General features: G+C 64.2%; 11 protein-coding genes. 1 reads left to right on the forward strand and 10 read right to left on the reverse strand.

Going from position 1 to position 12,289, the window contains the following annotated elements:
• Window positions 1-20 precede the first annotated feature (20 nt).
• The 7 genes from L0D17_RS02095 to glnA all read right to left on the reverse strand — a co-directional run bounded on the left by L0D17_RS02095 (window position 21) and on the right by glnA (window position 8,211).
• On the reverse strand, window positions 21-1,604 hold the full coding sequence (locus L0D17_RS02095; protein WP_243093693.1) for an ABC transporter substrate-binding protein: 1,584 nt from the start codon (window positions 1,602-1,604) through the stop codon (window positions 21-23).
• A gap of 88 nt (window positions 1,605-1,692) precedes the next feature.
• Entirely contained in the window at window positions 1,693-2,406 is a 714-nt protein-coding gene (locus L0D17_RS02100) for an ABC transporter ATP-binding protein (protein ID WP_039458336.1), read from the reverse strand.
• Window positions 2,403-3,182, reverse strand: a complete 780-nt coding sequence (locus L0D17_RS02105) for an ABC transporter ATP-binding protein (protein ID WP_039458339.1) — start codon at window positions 3,180-3,182, stop codon at window positions 2,403-2,405. Before L0D17_RS02105 ends, L0D17_RS02100 begins: the two co-directional genes overlap by 4 nt.
• Window positions 3,179-4,507 (reverse strand): branched-chain amino acid ABC transporter permease, encoded by a 1,329-nt coding sequence (locus L0D17_RS02110; RefSeq protein ID WP_243093694.1) that lies wholly within the window; start codon window positions 4,505-4,507, stop codon window positions 3,179-3,181. Before L0D17_RS02110 ends, L0D17_RS02105 begins: the two co-directional genes overlap by 4 nt.
• On the reverse strand, window positions 4,504-5,472 hold the full coding sequence (locus tag L0D17_RS02115; protein ID WP_243093695.1) for a branched-chain amino acid ABC transporter permease: 969 nt from the start codon (window positions 5,470-5,472) through the stop codon (window positions 4,504-4,506). Before L0D17_RS02115 ends, L0D17_RS02110 begins: the two co-directional genes overlap by 4 nt.
• Before the next feature lie 66 nt (window positions 5,473-5,538).
• Window positions 5,539-6,711 carry a branched-chain amino acid ABC transporter substrate-binding protein gene (locus L0D17_RS02120; RefSeq protein WP_243093696.1) on the reverse strand — a complete coding sequence of 391 codons (1,173 nt, stop codon included), beginning with the start codon at window positions 6,709-6,711 and terminating at the stop codon, window positions 5,539-5,541.
• Between the two features lie 159 nt (window positions 6,712-6,870).
• Window positions 6,871-8,211, reverse strand: coding sequence for a type I glutamate--ammonia ligase (glnA, locus tag L0D17_RS02125; RefSeq protein ID WP_243093697.1), 1,341 nt, complete (start codon window positions 8,209-8,211; stop codon window positions 6,871-6,873).
• Window positions 8,212-8,410: 199 nt separating this feature from the next.
• Here glnA and L0D17_RS02130 point away from each other — a divergent pair, with 199 nt between their 5' ends.
• Window positions 8,411-10,066: a bifunctional metallophosphatase/5'-nucleotidase gene (locus L0D17_RS02130; protein WP_243093762.1), complete on the forward strand. Its 1,656-nt coding sequence runs from the start codon at window positions 8,411-8,413 to the stop codon at window positions 10,064-10,066.
• Between the two features lie 54 nt (window positions 10,067-10,120).
• Here L0D17_RS02130 and L0D17_RS02135 read toward each other — a convergent pair whose 3' ends face one another.
• Genes L0D17_RS02135 through L0D17_RS02145 form a run of 3 tightly spaced genes read right to left on the reverse strand, consistent with a single transcriptional unit; the run spans window position 10,121 to window position 12,255 of the window.
• Window positions 10,121-10,564: an MOSC domain-containing protein gene (locus L0D17_RS02135; protein WP_243093698.1), complete on the reverse strand. Its 444-nt coding sequence runs from the start codon at window positions 10,562-10,564 to the stop codon at window positions 10,121-10,123.
• Window positions 10,561-10,965 (reverse strand): hypothetical protein, encoded by a 405-nt coding sequence (locus L0D17_RS02140; RefSeq protein WP_039458355.1) that lies wholly within the window; start codon window positions 10,963-10,965, stop codon window positions 10,561-10,563. The genes L0D17_RS02135 and L0D17_RS02140 overlap by 4 nt, the downstream gene beginning before the upstream one ends.
• A gap of 9 nt (window positions 10,966-10,974) precedes the next feature.
• Window positions 10,975-12,255, reverse strand: a complete 1,281-nt coding sequence (locus tag L0D17_RS02145; RefSeq protein WP_243093699.1) for a molybdopterin-dependent oxidoreductase — start codon at window positions 12,253-12,255, stop codon at window positions 10,975-10,977.
• Window positions 12,256-12,289: the final 34 nt, after the last annotated feature.

The following is a 12,289-nucleotide window of genomic DNA, read 5'->3' on the forward strand; positions in this document are numbered from 1 at the left end:
GGGGCCCGGGAGCGAAGCGCTTAGCGCTTCTCTATGCTTTCAAAGGACTCGGAGCCCAAGGGGCTCGGCACCCAGCCCACGATGTTCTTCCGCTTGGCGAGGAGGGGTTGGGAGTGGACGATGGGGATGCGCAGGGCCAGGTTGAAGGTGAGTTCGTCCGCTTGCTGGTAAAGCCGCTTGCGCTCCTCCAGGTTGGGCGTGGTGGCCGCCTTGGTGAGGAGGTCGCCCAGCTCCTTCACGCAAAGGGGCTTGCCGGTACTGTCAAACAGGTCGGCGATGGGGCAGGCGAAGTGGGGGTCGTAGAAGTTCTGCGGGTCGCCGTAGTCCCCCGTCCAACCCAGCATGTACGCCTGGAAGCCCGGGGCCTGCTTGCGGTCGGCCAGGTAGCTGGCCCAGTCCTTGGTCTGGAGTTTCACCCGGATCCCGATGGCGGAAAGGTCGGCGGCCATGGCCTCGGCGATTTCCTTGGGCGTGGGGAAGTAGGGGCGGGAGACGGGCATGTACCAAAGTTCTAGGTCAAACCCGTTGGGGTAACCGGCCTCTGCCAAGAGGGCCTTGGCCTTTTGGGGGTTGAACTCGTAGTCCTTTACCTTGGCGGACTGGAAAGCCTTCATGGAAGGCGGGGTGAAGTGACCGTCCGTGAGGCCTAGCTTGCCCCAGAAGGCCTGGACGATGGCCTTTTTGTTGATGGCCATGGCGATGGCCTGCCGTACCCGGGCATCGGAGAGGGGTTTGTGGGCCGGGTTCAGCGCCAGGTAGCCCACGTTGAAGGAGGGGCGGAAGACCGCATCCAGGTTCTTGTCCCCCTCCACGTCCTTGAGGTTGGCGGGGGGGATATCCGTGGTGAAATCAATGGTTCCCGCCTTCAGGGCCGCAAGACGGGCGGCGGGGTCCTTGATCACGCGGAAGACCACGCGGTCCACCTTGGGGAAGCCCTTCTTCCAGTAGTTGGGGTTCTTCTCCAGGACGATCTGCTCCCCGGGCCGCCACTCCACCAGCCGGAAAGGCCCGGTGCCCACGGCGCTCCCCGTGGGGGAGCCGTACTTGGCCCCGTCCTTCTGGATGGCGGCGGGGCTGGCGATGCCGAAGTACCCCGAGCCGATGGCGGCGGGGAAGGCGGGGAAGGGTTGGGTGAGGACGAAGCGCACGGTGTACTTGTCCACCACCTGGACTTCCTTCAGCAAGGAGCCGGGGTCGCCCTTGAAGCCGCCAAAGAGCTCGGGCCAGATCTCGTAACGGGCGGCGGCGTCAATGCGGGTGGGGTTCTTGGGATCCCACCAGCGCTCCACGTTGAACTTCACCGCCTCGGCGGTGAGCTCGGTGCCGTCTTGGAAGCGCACCCCTTGCCGCAGGCGGAAGGTCCAGACCTTGCCGTCCTGGGAGCTGAACCAGCTGGTGGCCAGACCGGCGGTGACCTCGGTGGAGCCCGGCTTGAAGTCCACCAAGGTGTCGTAGATCTGCCGCTGGACGTAGATGGAGATCCCGTCGGTGATGTTGCCGGGCTCGAGGCTCACCGGCTCCCCGTTAGCCCCGAAGACCAGGGTCTTTTGGGCGAGCCCAAGCCCAAGGGCTACCAACAGGCCGAGTAGAAGTTTTCCCTTCATAGTTCTCCTTTCCGGGGTTCCTCCCCTGGGTGTGCCGGACCAAGTATAAAGCGCCCCCCTTGGGGGGCGCAAGCCTGGTGTGCCGGCCTTAGCCTTCCCCCAGGTAGGCCTTTTGCACCTCGGGGTTTTCCGCAAGCGCCTTGGCCGGTCCCGAGAGGGTGATCTCCCCCGTGGCCAGCACGTAGCCCCGATGGGCGATCTGCAGGGCGAGCCTGGCGTTTTGCTCCACCAGGAGAATGGTCTTGCCCTCTCGGTTGAGCTTCTGGATGGTCTCAAAGATGAAGTCTACCAGCACCGGGGCCAGGCCCATGGAGGGCTCGTCCATGAGGAGGATCCTGGGGTTTTGCATCAAGGCCCGGCCGATGGCCAGCATCTGCTGCTCCCCCCCGGAGAGCGTCCCCCCCTTCTGGCCCCGGCGCTCGTAGAGGCGGGGGAAGAGGGCGAAGACCTGCTCCTTGCGTTCCTGGACCACCTTGCGGTCCTTCTCCAGGTACGCCCCAATTTCCAGGTTCTCCTCCACCGTGAGCCTGGGGAAGATCTTCCGCCCCTCGGGCACATGCCCCACCCCCAGGGCCACGATCTGGTGTGGGGGGAGGCGGTGGATGGCCTTCCCTTGGAAGAGGACCTCCCCCTGCCTCGGCTTCACCAGGCCGCTGATGGTCCTTAAGGTGGTGCTCTTGCCCGCCCCGTTGGAGCCGATCAGGGTCACGATCTCCCCCTCCTCCACGTGGAGGGAGATGCCCTTTAGGGCGTGGATGTGGCCGTAGTAGGTGTGCACCCCCTTGAGCTCCAGAAGGCTCATGCCGCACCTCCCGCCGCCCCCTTGCCCAGGTAGGCCTCAATGACCCGGGGGTTTTGCCGCACCTCCTCCGGGGTGCCCTCGGCGATTTTGGAGCCGTATTCCAAGACGGCGATGCGGTCGGAGATGCGCATCACAAGGCGCATGTCGTGCTCGATGAGGACGATGGTGATGCCGAGCTCCTCCCTTAGCTTCTGGATAAACGCCTGGAGCTCCTCGGTTTCCTTGGGGTTCATGCCGGCGGCGGGCTCGTCCAGGAGAAGAAGCCTGGGCTTCAGGGCCAACGCCCGGGCGATCTCCAGCTTCCTCTGCTCCCCGTAGGGGAGGTTCTTGGCCAGCTCATCCTTGCGGTGGAGGAGGCCCACGTACTGGAGAAGCCTTTTGGCCTCCTCTTCCGCCCGCCTTTCTTCCCTCCGGGCCAGAGGGGTGCGGAAGACGGCGTGGAAGTAGGGGACGTGGATGTGCACGTGCATGCCCACCAGGATGTTCTCCAGCACGGTCATGGCCCCGAAGAGGCGGATGTTCTGAAAGGTGCGCCCGACGCCTTCCTTGGCGATGCGGTCTGGGGAGAGCCCGGTCACGTCCTTGCCGAAGAGGAGGATCTTTCCCTCGTCGGGAGCGTAGATGCCCGTGAGGAGGTTGAAGAAGGTGGTCTTGCCCGCCCCGTTGGGGCCGATCACGGAAAAGATCTCCCCCTGGTTCACGGTGAGGCTCACGTCGTTCACCGCCACTAGGCCGCCAAAGCGCTTGGTGGCGTGGTGTACCTCCAGGGCCTTCATGCCTCCTCCATCTCCGCCTTGTGGCGCTTTTCCGGGATCAGGCCTTCCGGGCGGAAGATCATCATCAAGACCAGGATAAGGCCGAAGACCAGCCTTTCGTACTTGGCGGGGTCCACCTGGCTTGGGATTTGGGGCAGGCTGGTGCGCACGAACTCGCTGAAGGTCTTGAGGATGTCCAGGTTGAGGATGGTGAGGGCCGCCGCCCCCAGGATGGCCCCGGGGATGGAGCCCATGCCGCCCAGGATCACCATGCCCAGGATGGTGATGGAGGCGAGGAGGGTGAAGGACTCGGGGGAAACGAAGGTGCGCTGGGCGGCGAAGATGACCCCCATGACCCCGGAGAAGGCGGCCCCGGTCATGAAGGCCAGGAGCTTGGTGGGCAGAAGAGGAATCCCCATAGAGCGGGCGGCAATCTCGTCCTCGCGGATGGCCACCCAGGCCCGGCCGAAGCGGGAGTTGGCCAGGTTGAGGTTGACCAGGACCACGAGCCCGATCATGAGGAGGACCAAAAGGTAGAAGAACAGCTGGTAGTCCGTGGTCTGGTCCAGCCGCACCCCCAGGGCTCCCATGAGCTCGCGGAACCAGTCAATGGGGGGGCGCTGGATGGGAGTGATGCCCTGGGGACCGTTGGTGAAGTTGATGGGGTGGTCCAGGTTGTTGGCCAGGATGCGCACCACCTCCCCCAGGCCCAGGGTGACGATGGCCAGGTAGTCCCCCCGGAGCCTAAGGGCGGGAAGGCCGATGAGAAGGCCAGTCAGGGCGGTGGTGATGATGGCGATGCCCATGAAGAGGTACATGTACTCCCCGGGAAGGGGGAAGTGGCCTTGCATGAAGTTCTTGGCCTGCTCGCTGCCGAAGATGGCCCAGGTGTAGGCCCCCACGGCGAAGAAGGCGGCGTAGCCCAGGTCCAAAAGCCCCGCCATGCCCACCACCACGTTGAGCCCCAGGGCCATGGCGGCGTAGATGCCAATCTGAATGCCTAGCTCAAAGATAAAGGTATTGGCGAAGCCCGCCATGGGCACGGAAAGGAGGAGGATGGCGAGGCCCAAAAGCCCCCGAATCCAGGTGGGGATACGGGGCAAGGTGGTGAGGGCCACCAGGATGCCCACAAGGCCGATGAGGCCCAAGGTGTTCCCGGAGCGCACGAGCCCCAGGGTGAAGGCCAGGGTGAGGAGGGCCAGGTTCAGGGTGCGCGCCTCGGGAGAAAGCCTTAGGAAAGCGGTGGTTCCCAGGGCCACCAGGCCAACGAGGTTGGCGAGGGGTCCAGGGGCGAGGTAGGCGAGGCCTAGGAAGGCCAGGCTGAGAAGCGTGGCGAGGGCGCTCATACCTTCTCCTTGACCACCTGCCCCAAAAGCCCTTGGGGCCTAAGGAGCAGGATGAGGATGAGGATGAGGAAGGCCACCACGTCCTTGTACTCGGTGCCGAAGTTGCCGTTGGTCAGGATGGGTAGGTAGGTGCCGAAGAAGTTTTCCAGCTGCCCCAAGACCAGGCCCCCCAGCATGGCCCCGGGGATGTTGCCGATGCCCCCCAAGACGGCGGCGGTGAAGGCTTTAAGGCCGGGCAAAAAGCCCACGTAAGGGGTGATGGTGGTGTACTGGAGGGCGAAAAGCACCCCCGCCACCCCGCCCAGGGAGCCGCCGATCAGGAAGGTGCGGGAGATGATGCGGTCGGGGTCAATGCCCATGAGGCTCGCCGTGGAGAGGTCCTGGGCCACGGCGCGGATGGCCACCCCCAGCTTGGTGCGGTTCACCAGGTAGGTGAGCCCGAGGAGCATGAGGATGGAAACCCCCATGAGGATGAAGGACTTGGTCTGGGCGAAGATGGCCCCGCCGAAGAGCTCCACGCTGCCCTCGAGGTCCTGCACGGTGCGCATCCTGAGGAAGAACTCGTTGTGCCAAAGCCCCTCAACGAGGCGCACCAGGTCCTGGAGGATAAAGGAAACCCCGATGGCGGTGATGAGGGGGACCAGGCGGTTGGTGGTGCCCCGTTTGCGCAAGGGACGGTAGGCGAAGCGCTCCACCAAAATGGCGGTGATCCCCGCCACCACCCCGCCCAGCACCAGGGCGAGGAAGAGGAGGACAAAACCGTTTCCCACCTGGGGGGCCAGGTAGCGGAAGACCTCCACCCCCACCACCGCCCCGATCATGAAGATTTCCGAGTGGGCGAAGTTGATGAGCTCCAAGACGCCGTACACCATGGTGTAGCCCAGGGCCACCATGGCGTAGACAAAGCCCAGGATGAAGCCATCAAAGATCACCTGGGGTAGTAGGGCCAGGATTTGTTCTAGCAAGACGCCTCCTTTCTCCGGGCCAAGGGGGTGGCCAGCTGGCCACCCCCTTTAGGATGTTGCCTCAGTTTACCTGGAGCCCGGGGCCGCCATCTCAATGACGCGGATCAGCTTGTTGTCGGCCCACTTGCCGCTGGAGGCCACCTGCATCACGAAGTACTTGGCCTTCTTGTTGTCGCCCTTGTCGTCAAACTCAATGGTGCCGGTGAGGCCTTCCAGCTTGACCTTGCGCACTTCCTGGCTCACCTGCTCCCGGGTGGGCTTCTTGCCCCCGTTCGCCTTGATGGCGTTCTCCAAGGCGGTGAGGATCACCTGGGCAGAGTCGTAGGCGTAGATGCCGAAGCCCTCCATGTCCTTGCCGTACTTCTGTTTGAAGCGCTGGGCCACAGCCCTGGCCTTGGGGAAGGCGGACACGGGGCCCGCCACGGTGGTGTAGAAGGTGCCGGCGGCGTTCTGGGCCCCCGCCAGGCGCACGAACTCGCTGGAATCCAAGCCGTCGCCGCCCATGAGCCGGGTGCGGAGCCCACGCTCCCGGAGCTGCTTCACAAAAGGACCGATTTGGCTGTAGATGCCTCCGAAGTAAATTAGCTCAGGCACGGGACGGGCACCCCGGATCTGGTTGATGATGGGCACGAAGTTGGAGGTTTCCTCGGTGCCCACAAAGGCCACCGCTTTCCCGCCCAGGGCCTCAAACCGCTTCTTGAACTCCTCCGCCAAGCCCTGGCCGTAGGCGGTCTTGTCGTGGATGATGAAGACGTTCTTCACCTTCAGGTTGTTGAAGGCGTACTCCGCCCCCACTGGACCTTGCACGTCGTCGCGGCCGCAGATGCGGTTCACGTTGGGCAGGCGGCGGTCCGTGACCCGGGGGTTGGTGTTGGCGGGGGAGACCATGACCAGGTTCACCCGGGCGTAGACCTCGCTGGAGGGAATGGCCACGCCGGAGTTCAAGTGGCCCACCACGCCCAGGATGTCGGGGTCGTTGATGATGCGGTTGGCGTTGGCCACGCCCACATCGGGGTTGGCCTGGTCGTCGTAAGGCACCAGGACCAGGTCAAAGCCCAGGGCCTTGAACTTGGCCTTGGCCTCCTCCACCGCCAGCTCCGCTCCCAGCTTGATCTGTTCCCCCAAGGCGGCTTGGGGGCCAGAAAGGGGGGACTGGGTGGCGATCTTGATGACGTTGGCCTGGCCCAGGGCCATGCCCAAGGCGGCTACACCTGCTACCAGAAGCCCGATTTTCCTCATAGGCACCTCCTTGAAAGGCACGCGTTCGCGTTGCGGCCCTATTCTACGGGGGGGGTAGCGGGCTTTGTCAATGCCCCCACGGAAAGTTTATGCCTGACCCACGGGTCAGGCATGCAGAAACCCCCACCCGGTACGGGGGCCGGGTGGGGGGCAAGGGGTCTAGTACGTGGCCAGGTACTGGTCCAGCTCCCACTGGTGGACGGTGACCCGGTAGTCGTCCCACTCCATCTGCTTGGCCTGGAGGAAGTGGGTGTAGACGTGTTCCCCCAGGGCTTCGCGGATCACAGGGTCCTTCTTAAGCGCCTCTAGGGCCTCCCGCAAGGTGCCGGGGAGCTCGCGGATCTTGTGCTTCCTTCGCTCCCGCACGCTCATCTGGTAGATGTTGCGCTGGATGGGCGGGGGAGGCAGGAGCTTGCGCTCAATCCCGTCCATGGCGGCGGCGGCCATGACCGCCAGGGCCAGGTAGGGGTTGGCGGAGGGGTCGGGCATCCTAAGCTCCGCCCGGGTGCCCACGCCCCGGCGGGCGGGAATGCGGATCATGGCGGAGCGGTTGGAGGCGGACCAGGCGATGTTGGTGGGGGCCTCGTACCCGGGGGTGAGGCGCTTATAGGAGTTCACCAGGGGGTTGGTGATGGCCACCATGCCCTCGGCGTGCTCCAGAAGTCCGGCGATGAAGTGGAGGGCGGTCTGGGAGAGCTGGTACTCGGCGTTGGGGTCGTAGAAGGCGTTCTCCCCGTTTTTGAAGAGGGAGAGGTGGGTGTGCATGCCGCTGCCGTTGATGCCCCGTATGGGCTTGGGCAAGAAGGTGGCGTGGAGGCCGTGGTTCAAGGCCACCCGCTTCACCACCCACTTGAAGGTGGCGATGTTGTCGGCGGTGGTGAGGGCCTCGGCGTACTTGAAGTCAATCTCGTGCTGCCCCGGGGCCACCTCGTGGTGGGAGGCCTCAATCTCAAAGCCCATGGCCACCAAGGCGTTGACCATGTCGCGCCGGGCCTCCTCCCCCTTGTCAATGGGGGCCAGGTCAAAGTAGCCCGCCTTGTCGTGGGTTTCCGTGGTGGGCAGGCCCTCGGGGGTCCTTAGGAAGAGGAAGAACTCGGGCTCTGGGCCGGCGTACATGTTGTCAAAGCCGAGCTTCTTCAGCCGCTCAATCTGCCGCTTGAGGACGTACCGGGGGTCCCCCTCAAAGGGGCGGCCGTCGGGGTAGTGGACGTCGCAGATGAGCCGGGCCACCTTGCCCCGCTTGGGGTCTTCCACCAGGTCGGGCAGGATAACGAAGGTGTCGTAGTCGGGCCGGAGGAGCATGTCCGACTCCTCAATGCGGGTGAAGCCCTCAATGGAGGAGCCGTCAAACATGATTTCCCCGTCTAGGGCCTTCTCAAACTGGGACTCCGGCACCTCCACGTTTTTCACCACGCCCAGGATGTCGGTGATCTGCAGGCGCAGGAACTTCACGCCCTCGGACTTGAGCGCCTTGAGGATCTCCGCCTTGGTGTACGCCATTTTCCTCCTCCTTGATCCGCCGTGGCCCCTTTTGCGCGGTAAACCCCGGGCGGATTGTGCAAAGTGTACGGCATAAATGTGCAAAATGTCAACCCTTATCGTGTCATGAGTGCTCTAACATGGCACCGGAATGGCCCCTTGACCTTTCCCTGAAGGAACCTCGGCTAGACTTAAAGCGGAGGTACCTATGGCGCATGGGATGAAGCGGCGGGATCTATTGCGGGCGGGTGCGGTCTTGGGGCTTGCGGGGCTTGGCCTGGGGCGAGCCCAAGGGGCCTTTACCCTGACCCTGGTGCACACCAACGACACCCATGCCCACCTGGAGCCCATGGAGCTCACCCTTTCCGGGCAGAAGGTGCGGGTGGGCGGGGTGGCGCAGCGGGTGGCCTTCTTTGACCGGTTGCGGGCAAGCCGCAAGAACCTCCTCTTTTTGGACGCCGGGGATGTCTTCCAGGGCACCCTTTACTTCAACCAGTACCGGGGCTTGGCGGACCGCTACTTCATGCACCGGATGCTCTACCGGGTCATGGCCCTGGGGAACCACGAGTTTGACCTGGGGCCGGGGCCCTTGGCGGAGTTCCTAAAGGGGGCCCGGTTTAAGGTGGTTTCCGCCAACGTGGACGCGAGCCGGGAGCCCAGGCTCAAGGGGCTTTTTGCCCCCTATGCCATTGTGAGTGTGGGTGGGGAGCGGGTGGGGGTGATCGGCCTCACCACCCCCGACACCAAGGAGATCGCCAACCCCGGCCCCACCGTGGACTTCCTGGACCCCTACGAGAGCGCCCAAAAGGCGGTGTACGAGCTTTTGCGCCGGGGGGTGAACAAGATCCTCCTCCTCTCCCACCTGGGCTACGGCGAGGACCTGAAGCTCGCCCGCAGGCTTGTGGGGGTGCAGGTGATCGTGGGCGGCCACTCCCACACCCTTTTGGGGAGCTTCCCCCACAAGGAGCTGGCCCCGGCCGGGCCCTACCCCACGGTGGTCAAGAACCCCGAGGGGAAGGACGTCCTGGTGGTGCAGGCCTGGGAGTGGGGCAAGGTGGTGGGGGTGTTGGAGGTTGCCTTTGACGAGAAGGGGGAGCTTGTCGCCTACAAGGGCGAGCCTTTCCTCATGACCCCGGAGGTGTCCCCCGAGGACTTCTTCGCCAAGGAGGCCCTTTTGGCCTACGCCCAGCCCGTGCTGGCCCTGATGCAACAGGTGATCGCCGAGGCCAAGGTGGACCTGGTGGGGGAAAGGGCCATCGTGCGCCGGCGGGAGAGCAACCTGGGGAACCTGATCGCCGACGGCATGGTCTGGAAGACCAAAAACGCAGGGGTGCAGATCGCCTTGCAAAATGGGGGCGGCATCCGCGCCTCCATCCCCAAGGGCCCCATCACCGTGGGCAAGGTATACGAGGTGCTCCCCTTTGGCAACACCTTGGTGGTGATGGACCTGAAGGGCAAGGAGATCAAGGCGGCCTTGGAAAACGGGGTTTCCCAGTGGGAGCAGACGGCGGGGCGCTTCCTGCAGGTCTCCGGCCTCCGCTACGCCTTTGACCTCTCCCGTCCGGTGGGAAACCGGGTGGTACGGGTGGAGGTGAAGGCGGAAAAGGGGTACGTGCCCTTGGACCTCGAGGCCACCTACCGGGTGGTGGTCAACAACTTCATCGCCGCCGGCGGGGACGGCTTCAGCGTCCTCAAGGAGGCCCAGGGCTACCGGGTGGACACCGGCTTCAGCGACGCCGAGAGCTTTATGGACTACCTCAAGGAGCTCAAGGTGGTGGAGGCGGGCCTCGAGGGGCGGATTGAGGTCCTGAACGAGCCCAAGGGGGAGCGCCCCGCCTACTGGGCCTACCGGGTGCCGGGTCGGGTGGGAGTGTAGGGGTGGAAAAGCCCCGGGAGGGGATAGGCCCCCTTCCCGGGGTTTTCCACAGCCCTAGCCTTTGGTGGGGATTAGGACCAGGACGGGATCCCCCACCCGCACCACCCCGCCCTCCAGGACCCGGGCGTAAAGCCCTCGGCCCCCATAGAGGAGCTTGGGCAGGCGCAGGTCAAACTGGGAGAGGCTCTTGCACACGGTGCAGACCTGGGAAAGTTCCAAAAGCGCCTCCCCCACCCGGAGCTTTGCCCCCAAAGGAAGCGTATGGGGGTCCAGGTCCAAAAGGAGGTTTTCGCCCAAGGCGCCGTAGGGGAGATTTATCCCCGCCTTGTAGGCCTTTTCGTAGGCGGCGAGCCCCGCCACCAGAACTGCTCGGTCGGGGTCCAGGCCGGCGTGGCGGTCCCCCTTGGCGCCCACGCCCGCCACGAGTTCCAAAACCTCCACCTGGGGCTTGGGGAGGCCTTTCCCCAGGCCCAGGTGGAGGGAGAGGATGCGGTTCATTCCTTGCGCGTTTCCGGGGTGTAGTGGGCCTGCAGATAAGCCAGGATCTTCTCCGCCACGTCGGCGGGTATCCACTTCTCAGCCCCGTAGGTTTTCAGCATCTTGTCCATGGTGGGCTTCCAGTTGGCAAGAGGGGGTTGCATGGTGATGTAAGTGACGCTGTGACAAATAGAGCAGTAGCTCATGACAAGTTCTTTGCCCTCCCCTTCCGCCAGCTCTGCCGTGTAGGTGGGCAAAGGGCCAATGTTGATGGTGGAACCTCCTCCAGGGGCCGCTGGGGCGGGTTGCAGGATCAGGCCGAGGGTGCCTCCTGTCCACTGCCCTGCTACCGTGCCAGGGACCTCTGCCGCCACCAGCCCCAGTCCCAGCAAAATTCCGAAGAACGCCACGCGCTTTTTCATCCCGTCCTCCTACTTGGCCGCCAGGACCACCACTTCCTGGCGCTCAATCTTGTTCCAGAGGTAGCCGCCGGGGTTCCACACGGGGGCATCGGGCTGCGTATTGCCCTTCTCGTCCGTGGCCCGCACCGCAATCACGTAGTTCCCGGGCTGGCTGGGTCGCCAGGTGAACTCAAAGGTGCGGAAAGAGTACTTGCCGTAGTCGGCCCCCAGAACCGCTGGCCGCCACGTCTTGCCGTCGTCGGTGGAAATCTCCACTTTCACCACCTTGCCATGGCCGCTAAAGGCCACGCCCCGGATCTTGACGGGCATGCCCACCACCAAGGGGCTCGTGCCATCAGGGTCTATGATGAACGAGCGCACGGGCATGTTGAAGTGGCCGATGGGAACGGTTTTGACCTGCCCCGCGGCCACGGCCTCGGGGGTGGTGGAGCCGTTGGGGGTGTCGGGCACTCTGTAAGCGGTGGCCATCCAGAAGTTCTTGTCGGGCTCAGTAAGGGCGCGGATCCAAGTGACGTGCTTGAGCCAATAGGTGGCGAACTTGCCCGGCACCACCAGGCGCACGGGGAAGCCGTTGAGCATGGGCAGGGGCTCCCCGTTCATGGCATACGCCAGGATGGTTTCCTCCACCACGGGGTCGTCCAGATCCAGGGACTTCATAAACCGCCCCGAGCCCAAATTTTCTGGCCCTTTGCCGCGGTCTAGACCCTCAAACTGGATCTGCACCGTGCCCGGCTTTACACCGGCAGCTTCCAGGAGGTCTTTCAAGCGAACGCCGGTCCAGAGGGCGTTGCCCATGGCCCCGTTGCCCCACTGGCCACCGGCGACCCGGGGTTGGAAGCGGCTTCGGGAGTTGCCGGAGCACTGGTTGACGGCGGCGATGGAAACCGGCTTGAACTTGGTGAGGAGGTCTTCCAAGGAAAGCTCCAAGGGCCGTTCAAAATTGCCCTCGAACTTTAGCCGCCACTGGGAAAGGTCGATCTGGTTGGGGATCTCGTCCAGGTGGTACCGGACGTAGAAGGCTTCGTTGGGCGTGAAGACGGTGCGGAAGTAATGTCGGGGCGTTTCCAACTGGACGGGGCGGTCGGTCATCCGCAGAAGGGGCAACTTCTGGGGATAAATCGCGTAGGGGTGCACCCCGTTCCAGTAGGGGTTGGGGCCGGGCCCGGTAAAAGATGGAATGGGCGTTTCCGCTTGCGCGGAGGTTTGGGCCAAAGCGGGCTTCAGGAGCGCCGCCGCCCCACCTGCGCCCAAGAGCTTGAGCAAGAACCGCCTATTAATACCTTTTTCCATGGGTGCCTCCCTTCGGGACAAAAGTACCTTACCC

The organism is Thermus thalpophilus, assembly GCF_022760915.1.
Classification (GTDB): Bacteria; Deinococcota; Deinococci; order Deinococcales; family Thermaceae; genus Thermus; species Thermus thalpophilus.

Coding starts and splice junctions, on each gene's coding strand:
- L0D17_RS02095 (WP_243093693.1), bottom strand. CDS start 1,604: ATGAAGGGAAAACTTCTACTCGGCCTGTTGGTAGCCCTTGGGCTTGGG.
- L0D17_RS02100 (WP_039458336.1), bottom strand. CDS start 2,406: ATGAGCCTTCTGGAGCTCAAGGGGGTGCACACCTACTACGGCCACATC.
- L0D17_RS02120 (WP_243093696.1), bottom strand. CDS start 6,711: ATGAGGAAAATCGGGCTTCTGGTAGCAGGTGTAGCCGCCTTGGGCATG.
- L0D17_RS02145 (WP_243093699.1), bottom strand. CDS start 12,255: ATGGAAAAAGGTATTAATAGGCGGTTCTTGCTCAAGCTCTTGGGCGCA.
- L0D17_RS02135 (WP_243093698.1), bottom strand. CDS start 10,564: ATGAACCGCATCCTCTCCCTCCACCTGGGCCTGGGGAAAGGCCTCCCC.
- L0D17_RS02105 (WP_039458339.1), bottom strand. CDS start 3,182: ATGAAGGCCCTGGAGGTACACCACGCCACCAAGCGCTTTGGCGGCCTA.
- L0D17_RS02110 (WP_243093694.1), bottom strand. CDS start 4,507: ATGAGCGCCCTCGCCACGCTTCTCAGCCTGGCCTTCCTAGGCCTCGCC.
- L0D17_RS02140 (WP_039458355.1), bottom strand. CDS start 10,965: ATGAAAAAGCGCGTGGCGTTCTTCGGAATTTTGCTGGGACTGGGGCTG.
- L0D17_RS02130 (WP_243093762.1), top strand. CDS start 8,411: ATGAAGCGGCGGGATCTATTGCGGGCGGGTGCGGTCTTGGGGCTTGCG.
- glnA (WP_243093697.1), bottom strand. CDS start 8,211: ATGGCGTACACCAAGGCGGAGATCCTCAAGGCGCTCAAGTCCGAGGGC.